Origin of the sequence: Protofrankia sp. Cas8, from assembly GCF_963555845.1 — a bacterium.
Taxonomy (GTDB): domain Bacteria; phylum Actinomycetota; class Actinomycetes; order Frankiales; family Frankiaceae; genus Protofrankia.
This window is the reverse complement of sequence record NZ_CAUVXI010000031.1, coordinates 32,677-35,744: the sequence shown is the minus strand read 5'-3', so window position 1 is coordinate 35,744 and position 3,068 is coordinate 32,677. Positions and strand designations below refer to the sequence as shown.

General features: G+C 64.0%; 4 protein-coding genes and 1 pseudogene. 3 read left to right on the top strand and 2 right to left on the bottom strand.

All coding sequences use genetic code 11. The annotated features are described in order from the left end of the window. Window positions 1–257 (top strand): annotated as a pseudogene (locus U9977_RS07425) (transcriptional regulator); the annotation flags it as partial. A 42-nt stretch (window positions 258–299) separates the two neighbouring features. On the opposite strand, the gene U9977_RS07420 reads toward U9977_RS07425, so the two are convergent. Both U9977_RS07420 and U9977_RS07415 read right to left on the bottom strand, forming a co-directional pair. After that, window positions 300–665, bottom strand: coding sequence for a DUF5615 family PIN-like protein (locus tag U9977_RS07420; protein ID WP_322748442.1), 366 nt, complete (start codon window positions 663–665; stop codon window positions 300–302). Beyond that, a complete protein-coding gene (locus tag U9977_RS07415) occupies window positions 662–1,108 on the bottom strand; it encodes a hypothetical protein (protein ID WP_322748441.1) in 447 nt (148 codons plus the stop codon). The genes U9977_RS07420 and U9977_RS07415 overlap by 4 nt, the downstream gene beginning before the upstream one ends. A gap of 691 nt (window positions 1,109–1,799) precedes the next feature. On the opposite strand from U9977_RS07415, the gene U9977_RS07410 reads away from it, so the two are divergent. Together U9977_RS07410 and U9977_RS07405 are read left to right on the top strand one after the other, a co-directional pair. Further along, window positions 1,800–2,795 carry a TIR domain-containing protein gene (locus U9977_RS07410; RefSeq protein ID WP_322748440.1) on the top strand — a complete coding sequence of 332 codons (996 nt, stop codon included), beginning with the start codon at window positions 1,800–1,802 and terminating at the stop codon, window positions 2,793–2,795. Window positions 2,796–2,800: 5 nt separating this feature from the next. Next, a partial coding sequence (locus U9977_RS07405; RefSeq protein WP_322748439.1) for a tetratricopeptide repeat protein occupies window positions 2,801–3,068 on the top strand: 268 nt, incomplete at its 3' end.

Genomic DNA, 3,068 nt, shown 5'->3' with positions numbered 1-3,068 from the left:
AGGAACAACTGCGATTCGGCCACAACCCTCCTGGCTACGGCCGGACAACCGATTCAAGTGTGGTCGCTGTGTTCCCTTGCGGCCCCGTGGATCTCGCGCTGACACGGTATGTCCTGGAGCAGGACTCAGCCGGCCATCCGCTGCGGTTGTCCGACCTCCAGGTCGTCACAGAGCTCTTTCATGAGCCTCGCCTCGGGGTGGCCCAGGTGGCAGGCCTGTTGCAGACGAGCGATGCCGAAACGCGACACCTACTATGAGCGACCTCGCATAACTAATGCACAAATCGACGGCGGCAGCGATCAGCGTCGTAGAAACACGACCTGATCCGGAATGATGGCACCTGGCTCCTGGAGCAGCTTGTCGAGTGCGCTTACCACAGCACCGACAAAGCCGCAGTCCTGTGGAAGGGATTTGGTCGCGATGAGAACGAGACCGGCGTGTGAGCGTCCGCCAGCCCGGTACTGGGCATCGAGCGGCAGAAAATCCTTGATGTTGAGCGTAACCAGCGCGCGTCCTTGACGCGCAGCCTCCGCCAGCACCTGGTCATCAGGCAACGAGATCAGCGAAAAATCGGAGACAACGGACAGGACGTCGTGCCCCCTCCCGACAAGTTGGGCCGCTATCCGCTCCCCGAGCATCTCGTCGAGCAGGAGAGGGCTGCTCATCCGGCCAGCAGGTCCTGCTCGCGCCGCCAAGCCCGCTCGGCCGCCTGCTCGGCATCATCAGCCGCGGTGATCTCAGCGTCGACATCGTCCGGGTAGGCCGCCCAATACCGCAGCGCCGTGCGGAGCAGCCGTAGCGGCAGACCGCTGTTGTCCGCAACCATGGACAACAGCGCATGCTCAGCCAGCTCCGGCTCGGCTGCCCGGGCGGACCGGACCGCTCGCACGACCTCCCAGATGTCAGGCCCACCGACCAGACCCGCCCGCCGTCCCGTCGACCCCTCCCTGAAAGTGATGCCAGGATGTTCCGTGGTCCGCAGCCCTTCATCCACCAGCCGGTTCGCCGCTGAAGACAGCGAAAGACCCGGATGCGTCGCCACGTACGCCTGCAGGCGTACGGCCACGGTGGCCTCAAACCGCACCGGCGTCGGAGCCTTCCTCGTCATGCGACTACAGTGTAGTCGCTACGATCAGTTTGGCAAGATTAGCCGTGACACGATCGACCTATTACAAGGGCATCGACCGGACAGGCCGCTGCCGACCGCCGGGCACGCGGCGGGCACGAAAGCGGAAAACCAGCCCTCAGCCGTAGGTACGTGGGGGTTCCCGGGGGCTCGGCCCTGAACCTCCTTGAGGTCTCCAGGTGCGCGAAAAATCATGGTCGCACACCCTTTGACCTGGGGACCGACATGGCGAAACGCCCTGATCGGACCGTGTCTGAAAGATCTTGCCCGGAGTGGAGCGGGCGACGGGAATCGAACCCGCGTTGCAAGCTTGGGAAACCTGTGCGGTTACCGGTGCTGACCTGGTCCAAAGCACTCCCGCCCAGGTCAGCAACGGTCCAGCTCTCGCCAGAGACCACAGATCAGACCACATGCTGACCGTTGCTACTGGCATGCGAATGGCACGCCGAGGGCCGTTGATCCGTAGTTTGCTCGCGATCTTCCGTGGACGTCCGCGCGCGTGCGCCGAGTCCGGTGACCTGGGCTCGGATGTTTGGGGAGGTACGCCGGTGTCCGTGGCTGTTCGTGGGCTGGGCTGTCACGTTGGCTGTCATCGTGACCCGGGCTGGTGTCGGCCGATGCCCGTCGAATAGCTGGTTCCTGGTGTGTTGGGTGATAGTGGCATGCTGGGCGGGTGACCGTGGGGGGCAGTGAGGTTACCGACCCGGACTTCTTCGTGTCGTACACCGGGGTGGACCACGCCTGGGCGGAGTGGATCGCCTGGACATTGGAAGAGGCGAACTACCGGGTGGTGATCCAGGCGTGGGATTTCGGTGCCGGGTCGCACTTCGTCGACGAGATGCACCGGACGATCGAGTATGCGGCCCGGACGGTCGCGGTGCTGTCGGTGGCCTATCTGACGTCGGCGTACGCGGCGCCGGAGTGGCAGGCGGCGTGGGCGGCGGATCCGTCGGGTCGGGCGCGGAAGCTGCTGGTGTTCCGGATTGAGGAGTGCCCGCGGCCGGGTCTGCTCGCCCAGCTTGTCTCGGTTGACCTGTTCGGTGTCGGTAAGGATGTGGCACGCCGTGTGGTGCTCGCTGCTGCCGCGGGCGAGCGGGGGAAGCCGGCGGTGGAGCCGGCGTTCCCGGGCGCTGGGGCGGTGTCCGGGAAGCGGAGTAAGCCGGACCGCCCACCGCCGTTTCCGCCCAGCTTGCGGGCGGTGCCATTGCGGCCGTCGTTCCCCGGCGGGTCGCCTGAACCTCTGAGTCTTTCTGAGGGGGAAATCCAGGCTTTGGCCTCTGCGTTCCCAACTCCAGTTTCGGCTCGGCAGGTCCTAGATGCGGCTGGCGTGGGAGTAGGTCGTCAGCCGGTGTGGAATGCCGGTACGCCGGAGGAATTCTGGCGCGAGGTAAGTGCTCTATTTGTGGCGGGTATTATGGTCGCCGGACGAGAATCCCTCTTGGCCGCGGCATATAGACAATTTCCTGCAAATCGCGTATTTGCTGCAAACTCATCGTCAAAAATTGGGAACATAGACGATTCGGCACACCAGGAGGCGGATAAATGGCTCGAGGATCTCGCCGATCTCAAGAGGGTCGAGAGCTTGATAGACGAAAGTCTTCGGCTAGAGTTTCAGCGAAAAATATTGTCAAGTAGATTTCGCGGCCATCTAGATGACGGTGCGGGGTGAATCCGATGAATGAGCCACGCGCGAGCGCCGATCTGGCCGCCAAAAAGAGCGCTTTGGCTATTACGCTGTCCCATAGCGGTCGGCGGGAGGAGGCGCTGACACGGGCGGTGGAGGCGGTCGCGACCTACCGGCGGTTGGCTGAGACGTCGCCGGATGCCTTCCTACCTGACCTGGCTGCTTCCCTGAACAACCTGGCAGCATTCCTTTCGGAGGTTGGCCGGCGAGCGGAGGCGCTGATGTCGGCGGAGGAGGCGGTCGCGATCCGTCGACGGT